We start from the raw sequence: 15,119 nt of genomic DNA, 5'->3' as shown, positions 1-15,119 counted from the left end.
TGGCCCTTTCAATCGCTACCTCATTTGCTACTGGGTTTTTCTGCCTGAGTCAGAAGGCTATGATTGCGCCGATTTTTTACTCAGGTGAACTCCCATGTCGCAAGAACCTAGCACCCTCTATGCCAAGCTGCTCGGTGAAACCGCTGAAATTTCCTGGAAGGAGCTTGAGCCGTTCTTTGCCAAGGGCGCCCTATTGTGGGTCGACGTTGCCCTGGATTTGATCGAAGCGGCCGAGGCAATGGCCGAAGACAACCGTGACAAAGTCGCTGCCTGGCTGGCTTCCGGGAGCCTGGGCGAAGTGTCTGCGACGCGGGCGCTGGACCTGGTTGAGCGTGATCCGAGCTTGTGGGCAGTGGTGGTTTCGCCCTGGATTCTGATCCAGGAAAGGGCGTCAGCCACAGAATGAGCTCCATAATGGTGCGTCATTGAAACGAAGCGAAGTGTGTAGCGGAGTAGCGTGATGGCTCTTTGCCGTGGAGAAACGTCACACGCATGGGTGACGTTAACGTCACGGGAACAGTTATATGACTTCTCGCGGGTAGGTTTAATTGTTACTAAGTCCAACATCGACCCGGCAGTAAGTATGTGATGCACGCAAAAGTCGAAACATCGTGATTCTAGGCCCTGAAATCTTCAGTGATCAAACAGGGCACGACTATGCAACTGGCTCCACGATTGTCTTCCACACCCTCCGCGACGCTTGCGGCTTTGCAAGATAATGACTACAAGACCCATTACCGGGAGCAATTGGAGGCTGTCGGTAAAAGGTTGCAGATTCTCAGGCGGCGACCGACATTTTCAGCGTTTGTAAATGAGCGATTGAACGCTACGTTTACCTCAAGTGCCGGGTCGCTGGAAGCCTCTCGAATTTTCATCAGCAACGACTCGACCGACTTACCGGTTGCGCAGCCTTCCAACAACGCCACCGGGTTACTTCCCAGTTTGATGGATGCCGGGATCAAGCGAATCGTCGGCCAGCAGTCAGCACTTTTTGCCAGTCCTCAGACGCGCTTCACGCTCGGCCGAGATGCACAGGACGACGAGGATTTGCCGTCCTCACTCACCCCGACGGCCTTCAGCGTTTTTCTCGATGATCTCGCGGGCTCGCTCGATAGCGCTTACAAGACTCGCCTGGATGCGTTCTGGAATGAGGCTGTCAGTGCCACTGACCCCCGCTCCGTTAAACAATTGGTCATTGCATCGCGCAGTGACCAGTTGAGGTTGGAGGCTATATTGCTCCGGGCTGACGGTACTTTGAACTCCAATGGCGTGTTGCTGATTGAAGAGTTCATCGCATATCCGGATGCCAAGGCGCGGCACTCCCGACCTCGTCGGCCTGCCGCTTATACTGTGGTGCTCAAGGGCGAGGGCGCTGCACCTGACTTGTCTCTGCACGGTGCGTTGGTGCTCACGGTTCGCGATCAGTCCTACTCCGTCTCCGAGGCAAGCCCGCCTGACGCCGCGCCTAAGGTTCGGCCCATCGCAGTCGATGCCGATGTTGGTTTCGTCATTCTGTTTACTCCCAATCGTGGCCTGGAAGCATTCCCCTCCTTGGAGTCTCTGGATAAGGAACTGCATCGTCGGCTGAACACGGATAACGAATTCGATAGTCTCTTCGAGCTGTTGGCGGACAAAGATGTTGAGTCTGCAACCGATATTCGTGACAAGGCGCAGGTCACTGGTTGCTTTGACTACAAAGAGGTCTTGGGGCCAATCGTCAGCGTCAGTGTGAGCTCCCAATATGAAAAGCTGATTCACGATTTCAAGTTTATGGTGGCGCATTACCAGCAACGAGGCATACACGCAGACATCAGCCAACTGCCCGCCAGCCTTAACCTCACCACCGACATGGAGCGGTTATTCGGCGTTCGTGGGGTGATGCTGGCACGCGAAACCAAGCGTTCAAAGGCCGAGCTTGAGCAGTTTTTGAGTGCAGCATCGGAGCCCGATAAACAGGCTTGGGCTACGGCAGTGCGGGAGTACTTGAGTGAACTGCAAAATGCGCAGGCAGGAGATGGCCTGCCTTCGATCTCACAGTTCGGTGACCATGATGCGCTGCTGGCCTACAGCGACGAACGACTGGCCCAAGCCCTGGAGGACGAATATGGCATCGACGAGTCTCCTTCCGATATCAAGGTGACGATACGTCGGCCCAATCCGGCTCCCGGCATCTACTTTCCGGGCGCCAGGCCTAATCCGCAGGTCGGCCAGTCCCATTACTCGATTGAAACCAAGAGCCTGGCCGAGCTGGCCCTGGAAAACGTCGACTATCTGGATGAAGTGTTTGTCGCCAAGTCCCGACTGAGTCTGCATGGCAAACCCTTCACGCAATTGACCACACAGCAGGTCAAGGACCTGGTGCGTGACACGGATATTGGTGGTTCCTACATCGACTTTCTCAAACGGCATTTGCAAACGTCTGCCGAAGCGAAAAATCTCAAGCAGGACTTCGTTAATGTGATGCTCAAGCAACTCAGGGTCGACGCCATCGAGGCCAAGATATCCAGGGATTATTTACCGGATCCACAGGATCGCGGTTATCACCTTGTCGAAAACGTGCTCGACCACCCCACGGAAACCGCTCAAAGAGCAACGTTTGAAGGCCATAAAGTGACGGTTGCGGCACTCTATGTGCGTGATATCCATGTGCTGGGCGTCCTGGCTTTCATATCGTCTAGCCCCAAGATCAACGTCGTGGTGCTTTATACCCCCAGGGCCAAGGATGGGCGGGTGTTTCGTGAATATACCGGCATGACTCAACTGCTCGAACAATTCGTGAATAACACTGCCTGGCATGACTATCTGTATGAGCGAATGGATGGCGGCACCTTGCCGCGAATGCGTAGCACCTTCAAAAGAGGGATCTTTCGCGAAGAGGTTTCCCTGTCACCCATCAGGGGGAATTTTCTAGAGCGAACCTACGACTGGGAGACACGTGCCGCCATTGTCCGCGCCGACCGCAGGACTACCAGTACACATGAGTCAAATGTGCGCAGTGCCTGGACCGTCGTTGAGGGGCTGGTGGAAGTGGCGCTGGCCGTTTTTCCCGTCAAGGTGACCTTTGTCATTGGCCTGGTGCGCAGCGCAATGGCGTTGAGTGCTGCGCTGGACGCCCTGCAAAATGATGATTCGATAGGGGCGACCCATGAATTTGTAAAAGCCTTCACTCACTTGGTTGGGGCGCTGGTCGACGGTGCCGTGGGCGTGGCTCCGGTCCGTTTCACGCCGTCCAGGGTGAATGGATTGCCTCGCAGTATGGCCCTCAGGGCAGCGCCCAAAGATGTGACGCCGTTATCTGGGTGGGAAAGCCAGGGGATCTACACCCGTGCCGGAAAAGGCTCGACACCAGGACAGCATTTTCTCAAGGAGAAAGACCAGTGGTACAAGGTGGCCTATGACGAGACTTCGGGGACCGGCACCTGGCGCCTGAAAAAGCCTCGTCAAACGGGAGAGCACGCATATCACCAACCGCCAATCTCTCAGAACGCCTTGAATGAATGGGTCATCCGCTCGCCCCACTATGGCTTGCGAGGGGGCTATCACTCGCGAATGGCATGCGATGACCTGACCAGGTTCTACCCCGACTTGGATACGCTGCAAGCTGCAAGGGTGCTTGATTCATTTGAGTTCCCTGTAGGTCGTGAAAGGGCTATGGAACTTCGGTTCGTCAGGCATTTGGGGCGTAATTCACTGGAGTCGCAGGCCATAGGTCTGCGGGATATTCCCCGTGAGTTTCGTCAGTACCTCAATCCGGCCACGACCCTTGATCAGGTCAGGCTACGGCTTCAAGGTATCGAACCAAGTGCGTACGCGGTTCCTGTGGCCCTGCCTGCGGCGCGTCCGAGTGTCATTGTGACCAATCATTGGAAATCCTGGGGCCAGCAAATTCAAGCCGGATTGTTGAACAAAGTGCAGCATACCTACGGTGTGTTTGAGTACAAACCCGTTTTCACGGCAGAGGCTGGTTGGTCTCTGGTTGAAGGTACTTTCATTAAGTTAAATGATCGTTTTTACCGGACCACCTTTGATGTGCGCTGGTACGACACCACAGTAGCTATTCGAAACTCGAACGTCTCTTATGGCGATTTTGACAGTTTCGAGTTGATGTTGCGAAACAACCCCAGTGAACAGCCCATGATTGCAACCTATAACCGCGCTACGGCGGCCTGGGAGGTCCTGGAGCGAAGGCCTTTTGAAAAGAAAATTGCTGCTTACGTTGAAGATGCGTTTCCAGAAATGACACCCTCCAGCCGAACCCAGGTTGCCAGGGCGGTGTTCAATCGATATCAGAAAGATTTCAAATTTGTGGACATGCTACGTGTATGGCGCACGGGCCAAACGCACGTGGCTGATCCTCTGTCATTACTTGAGTTGACTCGCCGTACGAGAGGTGCGAATCGCAGATTACATATCGGTCGAGCTCATCGGGGCACTCAACCAACCGTCTGGCGTCGCTTGGATTTCGAGCCCGACAGTTTTCATCCGCATTACCATCAAGCCGTCACTCGCCAGGGACCGGTCACACTTCGGGCGCTTATGGTCGAGGTCATGCGCAGGGTCACGCGTGCTGAGTTCCTGGAGTCGACATCAGACGGTACTGCGCTTTTGTTCAGGCGGGTCGGGGACGATATGCTGTATTGCCTGCACCCAGTGGACGTGACGGAGCCATTCATCACCGCAAGGGTGGAGGGCTTCGCCGTGCCTCGAGATTTTTTCAGTTTCAGGAACAGTAGAGCACTCGTCGAATCGGCGCTGGGTGAGAACAAACTAATTAACCTGGTAGGAGGGGTTCAGCACAATCGGCATGGGGTACAGCCACCTCAACTGTTCATCATAAAGTTGGATGCCTTTGCCTCCTGAATGAGCGCTCGCAGCTTTACCGCGACTTGAGCCTGGGACGGTCAGTTTTAATCCTGTTCGGTGTCAACGAATTGGTCTGACGATGGCCGCCGGGCCAATGCGGCCTGCGCCAGGGTCTTTGGGTGCAGTGGCGTCTTTAGTGCCTTCCACGCTGAAGGGGTACAGCGGGTTGCGCATCGCGATGCCTTGCATCACGCCGATAATGTCGTTGAACGGCACCGCCGGGCTGAGCAGGTAACCCTGAATGAAGTCACAGTCGTGCTTGAGCAATAGCTCAAACTGCGCCTGGGTTTCCACGCCTTCGGTGACTACCTGCAGATGCAGGGTATGGGCCATGCCGATGACCGCCTGGACGATTTCGCTGTCTGCGGTGGATTTGGGAATGTCCTGGATAAACGAGCGATCGATCTTCAAGGTGTTGAGCGGCAGGCGCTTGAGGTAGGCCAGGGATGAGTAGCCGGTGCCAAAGTCATCGATCGCCAGGGACACCCCCAGGGCGCGAATTTGCCGCAACAGCGCCAGGGTGCTGCTGATATTGCCCATCAACGCATTTTCGGTGACTTCCAGTTCCAGGCGGTTGGCCGCCACGCCGGCAAAGCGCAGGGCGTCTTCAATTTCATCGGCCAACTCGTCTCGCGCCAGGTTCAGGGCCGAGCAGTTCACGGCCATGGTCAGCTCGGTGTAGCCCCGGTCAGACAACAGGCTCAGGTCGTGACAGGCCTGGCGCAATACCCAGTGATCCAGCTCGGCGATCAGCCCATTGTTTTCGGCGATGCCGATAAACCGGTCCGGGGCCAGCAACCCGTGCTGAGGATGTTGCCAGCGCACCAGCGCTTCCAGGCGCGTGACCTTGCCCAGTTTCATGTCGAAGATCGGTTGATAAAACAACACCAGTTGGGCGCGCGCGCGCAATGCGGCACGCAGCTCCTCTTCCAGTTGCAGTTCCAGGGAGGCGCGGGTTTTGAGGTTGGAGCTGAAGAAGTTCAAGGTGTTGCGCCCGGTGTCCTTGGATTGGTACAGCGCCAGGTCGGCAGTCTTCAGCAGTTCTTCGCAGGTTTGGCCATCGTCGGGGAACAGGCTGATACCGATGCTGGTGGTCATCACCATGCGGCGGCCGGCCAGCTCGATGGGTTCTTTCATTTTCTGCATGATGCGCTGGGCCATGTGCCGCGCTTCGTCACGGTGATGGATATTGATCAGAATGCAGAACTCATCGCCGCCAAACCGTGCGACCACATCCTCACGGCTGCGTATCGAGCCCTTGATATGCCCGGCCAGCACCGTGAGCAACTGATCGCCAGCGTCGTGCCCGAGGCTGTCATTGATGCGCTTGAAGTGGTCGATGTCGAGAAAAATCACCGCCATCATGCCTTGGCTTCGGGTTTTTTCTGCGACTTTCTCCGCGAAGATCTGATTGAAGCCACGGCGGTTGAGCAAGTTGGTCAACGCGTCAAAATGGGCCACTTGTTGCAGTGAGGCGCGGGCCTGGTCGAGTTCGCTGAGCAGCGCGTTGACTCGGCGCAGGTCACGCTCCTTGTGCTGCAGTTTTTTGTCGGCCAGGGCTGCGCTGACACCGCTGCCGATCACCAGCAGAGTAATTACCGCCACCGACAGGCCCAGTTGAATCGGGTTGTTGTCCACGGGCAACGACAGGTCCGCGCCGCTGGGCACCAGCATTTGCATGGCCGCCATGCCGGTAAAATGCATACTCAGGATCCCGGCGCCCAGCACCAGGCTGGCCGCGTATTTGAGCAGTTGGTGAAACACTCCGGCACCGTTGCGCAGGTAACTGGACAGCAGCAACGCCGCCAGGCTGGCACCGATGGCAATCGCCACGGAGGCCATGAACAACTGCGATTCAACGTACACCTGGGCCTGGGAGCGCATCGCCGCCATGCCCACGTAATGCATCAGCGCGATGCCCAGGCCCATCCATACCGACGCCAGCAGGTATTGGTGTAAACGCAGATGGGCATGACTGAGGGTTTTCATGGCGAACAGCGAGGCGACCAGGGCGATCAGCAGCGAGGCGAACGTGGTGAGCAATTCGTAATGAATGGCGATCGGGGCCTGGAAGGCCAGCATACTGATGAAGTGGGTCGACCAGATCCCGCCTGCCAGGCAGCCCGCTCCCAGCCAGCGCCAATGGCGGCGGGCGGTGGGGTCTTCTACATGGCCGACGCGTTCGGCCATGTCCAGCGTGCCGAAACCCGCCGCGCAGGCAACCAGGTACGCGAGCAGCACCAGAAAGGGGTTATGACTGCAATTGAGCAATAAATGCCCGCTGTCTGGAAGGTCGGTGAAAAAGTGCTGGCCCAGCCATTCCATAGCGTATCCCGTCATAGAGCCACGTCACTGCCAGAGGCGATGACCTACCCCGTTGAGTATAGAAGCCTCATGGGATTTGCCATGGATAATGGCATTTTGATCTCAATTAATTTGTCATGTTGTGCATAGCGTTTGGTGCTAAGCGCTGATGGGCAGGTCCATTTCAAAAGGAGGCGCTTGCAACGGGGCCAGGCCGAAGGCAGCACGGGCAGCATCGCAATCAACGTTCTGCACGCCTTGGCTCCACGAGGCGTCGAACTCGCGGCAGGGGCTGGAGCGTTGTTCGTAAATCGAGCAACTGGTGCTTTTGCCCACTTCGCCCTCAAGGCTGCAGCAACGTGCAGGCTTTTGGTCGGTTCCGATCATTGCCACCCGTGTGGGGTTGATCTGTACCACCAGATCATCGGGCACCGTGCCCCCCGATGAGGCGCACTCACCCCAAAAGAAAGACACGCGAAAGTGTGAACAGCAGGCACCGCAATTCAGACACGGACTGGCTTCGGACATGGGCGTCATCAATAAGAAAGTAGGTTGGGGGTGTTACAGGAAGGCTCGCCATTCTATCCGTGCCATGGCCGTTGGGAAGGGGGGCGCGAACTTATATTTTCGTGGGACAAATCCCCGTGTTGCCGGGTGAAATCATGCCCTATCAGCTTTACGAATCATTACAGACAACCCCGCCTTACCTGACTATGTTGCAGGTACCGGGCAGGATGCATCGGGCATCGCAGCGCTCATAACAATAAAAGAGACGGACCCATGCAGAACTCGACCCAAGCGGCGAATGCCTGGCGCATTCTGTTCCTGCTGTTCCTGGCCAACCTGTTCAATTTCTTCGATCGCACCATCCCCGCGATCATCATCGAGCCGATCCGCATGGAGTGGCACCTGAGCGACTTTCAGCTCGGTATCATCGGCACCGCCTTCACCATCGTCTACGCCATTGCCGGGCTGCCGCTCGGGCGACTGGCCGACACCGGCTCGCGCAGCAAATTGATGGGTTGGGGCCTGTTCGCCTGGAGCGGGCTGACGGCGGTCAATGGCATGGTCGGCAGTTTCTGGACCTTCCTGCTGGTGCGCATGGGTATTGGCATCGGAGAAGCCAGCTATGCGCCAGCGGCCAATTCACTGATCGGCGACCTGTTCCCCGCCCACCGCCGTGCGCGGGCCATGGGGATTTTCATGCTTGGCCTGCCGTTGGGGCTGTTGCTGGCGTTTTTCACCATCGGCGCGATGGTCAAAGCGTTCGACAGTTGGCGTGCGCCCTTCTTTATCGCCGCCGTGCCCGGAATGATCCTGGCGGTGTTCATGTTCTATATCAAAGAGCCCAAACGCGGTGCGGCAGAAACCGTGCAAGTGTCCCAAGAGCGTGTCGATCGCCCGATCCGCCGCGTACTGGCGGTGCCGACCTTCCTGTGGCTGGTGCTGGCCGGGTTGTGCTTTAACTTTGCCACTTATGCGTGCAACTCGTTCCTGGTGCCAATGCTGCAACGCTATTTCCTCCTGCCGTTGCAGGACGCGGCCGTTGCCACCGGTGTGATCGTCGGCTTGACTGGCCTGGTGGGCTTGACCCTGGGCGGCTGGGTGGCCGACAAGATCCATCAACGCGTCGCCAATGGCCGACTGTTGTTTGCCGCGTTCAGCTTGATTATTTCCACGGTCACCACGGCCTGGGCATTACATGCCGGGCGCATTGAGATTGGGGTGTTTGTCGCGCTGTTCAGCGTGGGCTGGTTGTTTGCCTACAACTTCTACACCTGCGTTTATACGGCGATCCAGGACGTGGTCGAACCGCGCCTGCGCGCCACGGCCATGGCGCTGTTTTTTGCAGGCCTGTATTTGCTCGGCGGTGGCATGGGGCCGGTGGTGGTTGGGGCGCTGTCCGATCACTTTGCCCACTCGGCGATGTATGCGGCCGGGGCAGAGCAAATGACCGAGGCTTATAAAGCTGTGGGGTTGCATGACGCCATGTACCTGATTCCGGTGGCGCTGTTTTTGACCATGCTGTTTCTTTTCCAGGCCTCGCGCAGTTTTGTGCGTGACGCCAAGCGCATGAAGGATGGGTTGAGTGGGGTTGAGGTGCCGGCTTCTGCGGTAACGGCATGAGACCGAGGTGACCCTATCGCAGGCAAGCCAGCTCCCACCTTTGACCGAGTTGACTGAACCTTGTGTGGTCAATTGTGGGAGCTGGCTTGCCTGCGATGGCAGACTTTCAGCTGACGCCTATCTACCTGGCACCCCACAATCCAACTGTGGGAGGGGGCTTGCCCCCGATGGCGGCCTGGCAGCCGGTCAGGATGTTGGATCAGATCGAGTACATATCCGTTGTTTGGGTAACGGCTGCTATGGGTTCCGCCCTTACGGCGGGTCACTTTTGGAAAAGAGCCCCAAAAGTAACCAAAAGGGCTCTTGCCCCACCACTCGGCACCTCGCTTAGGCTCGGTGTGCCCGTAATCCGCCAGTGATTTGGGGGGCCGCCACCACGCGCCATCCATGGCGCGGGGCGGCTAAACCGGCATCCCTGCCGGTTTACCCCCCAAATCCCTGTCGAATTCCGGCCAGCGTGGTTTGACGGGGCGCCTAAGATCAAGATCAAAAGCAGATCAAGAGCTGCTCGCTTCGCATCGTGGTTACGGTTGGCAGTGGCTACAAAAGTTGTGTAGATACCCATGCCTATCGGGGGCCAGTCCCCTCCCACATTTGACCGAGTTGTTTGAACTCTACTCGGTCAGTGTGGGAGGGGGCTTGCCCCCGATGAGGGCCTCAAGCCCAACAAAAAGGCCCGCACTAAGCGGGCCTCCTAATTGGCAGCGGATTATCAGCCCGCCACCAACACCCGGATCGCTTCCAGTCGCAGCGCTGCCTTGTCGAGCATGGCCAGGCCTTGCTCGCGTTGATTGCGCAAGGCAACCAGCTCGCTGTCACGTACGGTCGGGTTGACCGCTTGCAACGCGGTCAGGCGCGCCAGTTCTTCGTCGGTATCCGCGGCCAGGCGACGCTTGGCTTCGGCTACACGCTCGGCGTGACGCGGGGCGATCTTCTCTTCACCGGCATTGATGCGCGGGGTGAGTTGGTCGCGCTGCGCCTGTACGAATTTGTTCGCGCTGGCCCGTGGCACGCTTTCCAGCTGGTCATTCAAGGTTACGAACGACACGCGGCCCGACAGGTCATTGCCGTTGGCATCCAGCAGGCAGCGCAAGGCGGCCGGTGGCAGGTATCGGCCCAGTTGCAGCGAGCGCGGGGCGACCACTTCGCTGACGTACAGCAGTTCCAGCAACACGGTGCCCGGCTTGAGCGCCTTGTTCTTGATCAGCGCCACGGCGGTGTTGCCCATGGAACCGGACAGCACCAGGTCCATGCCGCCTTGCACCATTGGGTGTTCCCAGGTGATGAATTGCATGTCTTCACGCGACAGCGCCTGGTTACGGTCGTAGGTGATGGTCACGCCTTCGTCGTCGCCCAGGGGGAAGCTGGCGTCGAGCATTTTTTCGCTGGGCTTCAAGATCAGCGCGTTTTCCGAATGGTCTTCGCTGTCGATGCCGAACGCGTCGAACAGGGTTTCCATGTAGATCGGCAGGGCGAACTGGTCGTCTTGCTCAAGGATGTCCTCGACCAGCGCATCGCCTTCACCGGCGCCGCCGGAATTGAGTTCGAGCAAGCGGTCGCGACCGGTGTGCAGCTCCTGCTCCAGGCGCTCGCGCTCGGCACGGGCTTCGTCGATCAGGGCTTGCCACTCGCCGTCGTCGGCAGCTTCCAGCAATGGCAGCAGGCGCGGGCCGAACTGATGCTGCAAGGCGTTGCCGGTCGGGCAGGTGTTGAGGAAGGCGTTGAGCGCTTCGTGGTACCACTGGAACAGGCGCTCTTGCGGGCTGGTTTCCAGGTAGGGTACGTGCAATTCGATCACGTGTTTCTGGCCGATCCGGTCCAGACGCCCGATGCGTTGTTCCAGCAGGTCGGGGTGCGACGGCAGGTCGAACAGCACCAGGTGGTGGGAGAACTGGAAGTTGCGACCTTCACTGCCGATTTCCGAGCAGATCAGCACCTGGGCACCGAACTCTTCATCGGCAAAATAAGCCGCCGCGCGATCACGCTCCAGAATATTCATGCCCTCGTGGAACACCGTGGCCGGGATGCCGGAGCGCACGCGCAGCGCGTCTTCCAGGTCCATGGCGGTTTCGGCGTGGGCGCAGATCACCAGGACCTTGGTGCGCTTGAGCATTTTCAGCTGGTCGATCAGCCACTCGACCCGTGGGTCGAAGCGCCACCAGCGGTTCTCTTCCTCGATGTCCGGTTGCGCCTGGAAGCTGACTTCCGGGTACAGCTCGGCGTGTTCGCCCAGGGGCAGTTCGAGGTATTCGTCCGGGTTCGGCAGCGGGTAGGCGTGCAGCTTGCGCTCGGGGAAGCCTTGCACCGCGGCTCGGGTGTTGCGAAACAGCACGCGGCCGGTGCCGTGGCGGTCCAGCAGTTCACGGACCAGGCGGGCGCTGGCTTCGGTGTCGCCATCGTTGACGGCGGTGAGCAGGGCTTCACCTTCGTCACCGAGGAAGCCTTGAATAGTCTTGTGCGCGGTCGGCGACAGGCGGCCCTTGTCCAGCAGCTCCTGCACGGCTTCGGCCACCGGGCGATAGTTTTCGCTCTCGGCGCGGAAGGCCTGCAGGTCGTGGAAGCGGTTCGGGTCCAGCAGGCGCAGACGCGCAAAGTGGCTGTCCTGGCCCAGTTGTTCCGGGGTGGCGGTGAGCAGCAGCACGCCGGGAATCACTTCAGCCAGTTGTTCGACCAGCGCGTACTCGGCGCTGGCCTTGTCTTCATGCCACACCAGGTGGTGCGCTTCGTCGACCACCAGCAAGTCCCAGCCGGCGGCGAACAGCGCGTCCTGGGCCTTCTCGTCGTCCACCAGCCATTCCAGCGCAACGAGCGCAAGCTGGGTGTCTTCGAACGGGTTGGTGGCATCGCTTTCGATAAAGCGTTCTTCGTCGAACAGCGCCACCTGCAGGTTGAAGCGGCGGCGCATTTCCACCAGCCATTGGTGCTGCAGGTTTTCCGGGACCAGGATCAGCACACGGCTGGCGCGGCCCGAGAGCAGTTGACGGTGGATCACCAGGCCGGCTTCGATGGTTTTGCCCAAACCCACTTCGTCCGCCAGCAAGACCCGTGGCGCGATACGGTCAGCGACTTCACGGGCGATGTGCAGTTGGTGAGCAATAGGTTGAGCACGTACGCCACCCAGGCCCCACAGCGAGGACTGCAACTGGCGGCTGGTGTGTTCCAGTGTGTGGTAGCGCAGCGAGAACCACGCCAGCGGGTCAATCTGCCCGGCGAACAGACGGTCACTGGCCAGGCGGAACTGGATGAAGTTGGACAGTTGGGTTTCCGGCAGGGTGACCTGCTCGTTTTGCCCATTGAGGCCGTGGTAGACCAGCAGGCCGTCGACGTCGTCGACTTCCTGTACGGTCATTTTCCAGCCTTCGAAATGGGTGATGGTGTCACCCGGCGAAAACCTCACGCGAGTGAGGGGCGCATTCCGTAGCGCATACTGGCGGGTGTCGCCAGTGGCCGGATAGAGCACGGTCAACAAGCGCCCGTCCTGTGCCAGAACGGTGCCTAACCCCAGCTCTGCTTCGCTGTCACTAATCCAGCGTTGCCCCGGTTGATACTGCTGCGCCATGCTGCCTGACTCCCGCCGTGAAAAAGCCGACTATCTTAACGGAACAAGCCCTTACGCCCAAGGACTCTGACAAAAACTACTCCGTTTGGCCGGCGGGCAGAGTGCCGAATCGACGGGTGGCGGGCACTTGCGAGTGTCGACTGAGTCACAGCTTGGCACGCCGGTGCTCAAGTCGTCCGGCAATGCGCCGACAGCCTGTTGATCAGGAGAATAACTATCATGCTGCCACCCATGCTGCCCGTCAGTGTTGTGCCGGTTACGTCGCAACTCGATCCGGCACGTCAGAAGCCGGATATTCCGCCGGTGGTGCCCGTTCAACCGGGCTCCAACGAGAGCACGATCGACCTGAAAAAAGGCGATGCCGAGCAATCGACCTTTCTGTTGCGCGAAGAGCAGCGTCGTCAGCAGGAACAGCAAAAGCGTCGGCGCGAAGCCGACGAGGATGCGCAGCAGCACTTGCCTATCCCCGGCGACTTGCTCAACGCTGACAACACGGTGCCCGTGGCGCCGCTGATCGAAGACGCGCCGCGCCAGGGCTTGTGGGTGGACATCGAGGTTTAATCGTTCAATTCACCCAAGGCCTTCATCAGCACTTCGACATCGTCATCGGTGTTGAGCGGGCTGACGGATATTCGCGCAATACTGCTCAACCCGCGTGCTTGCATATCCAGCGGTGTATAGGCCACGCCGTTGGCGCCGATGTTGATGCCCTTTAACCCCAGGCGCCGCTTGAGTTCAAAGCTATCCCAGCCGGCCAGGTTGAATGCGATCAAGCCTGAATGTGTACTGCCCAGGTCATGCAGGCTAATTCCCGGGATCTGACCCAGCGCTGCGCGGATTCGTGTGCTGGTCTGCGAGACTCTTTCCCACACCCGCTCGATCCCCAGTCGATTGATCTCTTGCAATGCATTGCCCAGGCCTGCCAGCAGGGCGAAGGACGCTTCGCTGGTTTCGAAGCGCCGGGCATCGTTGCGCAGGTCGAAACCGTCGGCGGTCCAGGGTGCTGAAAACACGTCGCGCTGGGCCGGGTTCAGGTGCGCAAGAAAATCCGGCCTGACATACAGCAGTGCCGTACCGCGCGGGCCGCGCAGGTGTTTGCGGCCGGCGGATTTGAGCACGTCGCACTGCAACGCTTGCACATCCACCGGTACCTGGCCGACGGCCTGGCCTGCGTCAATAAAATAGGGGATGGCGTGGCGACGAGCCACTTCGCCAATGGCCTGGGCCGGGTTGATCAGGCCGCCGTTGGCCGGCAGCCAGGCAAGGTCGATCAGCTTTACCTTGGCATCCAGCATCGCTTCCAGTGCTACCGGGCAAACCGCACCGGTGGCATCACAGGGGATGACTTCCACGCGCGCGCCCGCCTGCACGGCCAACTCCATGCTCGCCAGGTTGCCGCCCCATTCGTGGCGCCCCACCAAAATGCGCTCGCCCGGCCGCCAAGGTCCCAGCGCCTGGAACGCCATGCTCCAGGCTGTTGAGCCGCTGCTGGCGAAGGCAATCGAGGAGGGCGGTGCGTTGAGCAGCTGCCCGGCGGCGCGGCGGGCGTTTTCCACCAGCACGGCGCCCTGTTCACCGGCTTCCATCGGGCCGTTGCGGGCTTCGTGTTGCAACTGTTCGATGATGGCGTCGAGCGTCGCCTGGCTGGGCAAGGACGCCCCGGCGTGGTTGAAGTGCACAATGCCCGACTGGCAACCGGGCGTGGCCTCTCGCAGTTGTTGGACGTCCAGCGGGCTCATGGCAGCAGCTCGAAAATGGCATCCACCTCCACGGCGACGCCAGCCGGCAAGCTGCTGACGCCTACAGCAGTTCGCACATGTCGGCCTTTGTCGCCGAGGGCGTTGACCAGCAGGTTCGAGGCACCATTGGCGACCAGGCTCTGGCGCTGGAAGTCGGCGCTGCTGGCGATGAACACGCCCAGACGCAGAATGCGCACCACCCGCGACAGGTCATCGCCCAGCGCATCGCTCAATTGCCCCAGCAGGCCCAGCGCCGCCAGTTCCGCCGCCTGGGCGCCTTCTTCATCGCTGACGGAGTCGCCCAGTCGGCCGATGTAGGCGGGTTTGCCATCGAGCATGGGAATTTGCCCCGAGATGAACAGCTGGTGTTGGCTGACCACATGATTGATGTAGTTGGCGGCGGGTTGGCTGGGCGTGGGCAGTGTCAGGCCGAGGGCGTTTACGCGCTGGCGGATGGAGTCGGTCATGGTGAAATCCTCTGGTGTCAGAAGATTCCAGCATGTGGGGGGTTGCGACGGGCGACAAAC

At 59.2% G+C, this 15,119-nt stretch carries 9 protein-coding genes; 4 read left to right on the top strand and 5 right to left on the bottom strand.

All coding sequences use genetic code 11. The features are described from left to right. Positions 1 to 94 precede the first annotated feature (94 nt). Positions 95 to 406, top strand: coding sequence for a DUF2288 domain-containing protein (locus JFT63_RS05995; protein ID WP_057701265.1), 312 nt, complete (start codon positions 95 to 97; stop codon positions 404 to 406). Between the two features lie 251 nt (positions 407 to 657). Next, on the top strand, positions 658 to 4,860 hold the full coding sequence (locus JFT63_RS05990; protein WP_198843591.1) for a dermonecrotic toxin domain-containing protein: 4,203 nt from the start codon (positions 658 to 660) through the stop codon (positions 4,858 to 4,860). Between the two features lie 63 nt (positions 4,861 to 4,923). On the opposite strand, the gene JFT63_RS05985 is transcribed toward JFT63_RS05990, so the two are convergent. Both JFT63_RS05985 and JFT63_RS05980 read right to left on the bottom strand, forming a co-directional pair. Beyond that, positions 4,924 to 7,188 carry a putative bifunctional diguanylate cyclase/phosphodiesterase gene (locus JFT63_RS05985; protein WP_057701263.1) on the bottom strand — a complete coding sequence of 755 codons (2,265 nt, stop codon included), beginning with the start codon at positions 7,186 to 7,188 and terminating at the stop codon, positions 4,924 to 4,926. Positions 7,189 to 7,326: 138 nt separating this feature from the next. Then, on the bottom strand, positions 7,327 to 7,695 hold the full coding sequence (locus JFT63_RS05980; protein WP_186562768.1) for a YkgJ family cysteine cluster protein: 369 nt from the start codon (positions 7,693 to 7,695) through the stop codon (positions 7,327 to 7,329). 252 nt (positions 7,696 to 7,947) lie between these two features. On the opposite strand from JFT63_RS05980, the gene JFT63_RS05975 reads away from it, so the two are divergent. Beyond that, on the top strand, positions 7,948 to 9,294 hold the full coding sequence (locus JFT63_RS05975) for a spinster family MFS transporter (RefSeq protein ID WP_198843590.1): 1,347 nt from the start codon (positions 7,948 to 7,950) through the stop codon (positions 9,292 to 9,294). 712 nt (positions 9,295 to 10,006) lie between these two features. On the opposite strand, the gene rapA is transcribed toward JFT63_RS05975, so the two are convergent. Further along, positions 10,007 to 12,853 (bottom strand): RNA polymerase-associated protein RapA, encoded by a 2,847-nt coding sequence (rapA, locus tag JFT63_RS05970; RefSeq protein ID WP_057701259.1) that lies wholly within the window; start codon positions 12,851 to 12,853, stop codon positions 10,007 to 10,009. 219 nt (positions 12,854 to 13,072) lie between these two features. Between rapA and JFT63_RS05965 the strand changes: the two genes are divergently transcribed. Then, entirely contained in the window at positions 13,073 to 13,414 is a 342-nt protein-coding gene (locus JFT63_RS05965; RefSeq protein WP_198843589.1) for an aspartate-semialdehyde dehydrogenase, read from the top strand. Here JFT63_RS05965 and JFT63_RS05960 read toward each other — a convergent pair. Then, positions 13,411 to 14,592, bottom strand: a complete 1,182-nt coding sequence (locus tag JFT63_RS05960) for an aminotransferase class V-fold PLP-dependent enzyme (protein ID WP_198843588.1) — start codon at positions 14,590 to 14,592, stop codon at positions 13,411 to 13,413. The two genes, JFT63_RS05965 and JFT63_RS05960, sit on opposite strands and share 4 nt — an antisense overlap. Further along, positions 14,589 to 15,059, bottom strand: a complete 471-nt coding sequence (locus tag JFT63_RS05955; protein WP_057701257.1) for a RidA family protein — start codon at positions 15,057 to 15,059, stop codon at positions 14,589 to 14,591. Before JFT63_RS05955 ends, JFT63_RS05960 begins: the two co-directional genes overlap by 4 nt. Between the last annotated feature and the right edge of the window lie 60 nt (positions 15,060 to 15,119).

The sequence above is a fragment of the Pseudomonas sp. MF7453 genome (assembly GCF_016405455.1).
Lineage (GTDB): Bacteria > Pseudomonadota > Gammaproteobacteria > Pseudomonadales > Pseudomonadaceae > Aquipseudomonas > Aquipseudomonas paralactis.
This window is presented reverse-complemented; position numbering and strand designations above follow the sequence as displayed.